The organism is Burkholderia sp. Bp9143 (assembly GCF_003853645.1).
Lineage (GTDB): Bacteria > Pseudomonadota > Gammaproteobacteria > Burkholderiales > Burkholderiaceae > Burkholderia.
On the sequence record NZ_QTPO01000193.1, the window covers coordinates 1 to 298 of the forward strand.

Consider the following 298-nt stretch of genomic DNA (forward strand, 5'->3'; position numbering starts at 1 on the left):
TTGATCTCGAGATGGCCATAGCCCTGGTTGAAGATGAAGGTGTCGGCTCCGCCATTGCCGATCTCGACGTCGTTGCCGCCTTTGCCGTCGAAGATGTCCGCGCCGGGGGATCCATTGAGCGTATCGTTGCCGACGGTGCCGTTAATGGTACGCGCCATCGTGACAACCTGTGCCGCGGTCCACACGGTGCCGTCCGCGAACTGCACCTGGCCGACCCCCGCTTTGCCGGATCCGTCAGCCATGCCGTCGAGCTTGACCTGATCGGTGCCTTGCGTCAGATAGATATCGTTGCCGTTGA

The 298-nt window shown here is 61.4% G+C and carries 1 protein-coding gene; it reads right to left on the bottom strand.

From position 1 onward, the window contains the following. Positions 1-298: calcium-binding protein (locus DIE23_RS39310; RefSeq protein ID WP_311767852.1), on the bottom strand; the 298-nt coding region annotated here is incomplete at both ends.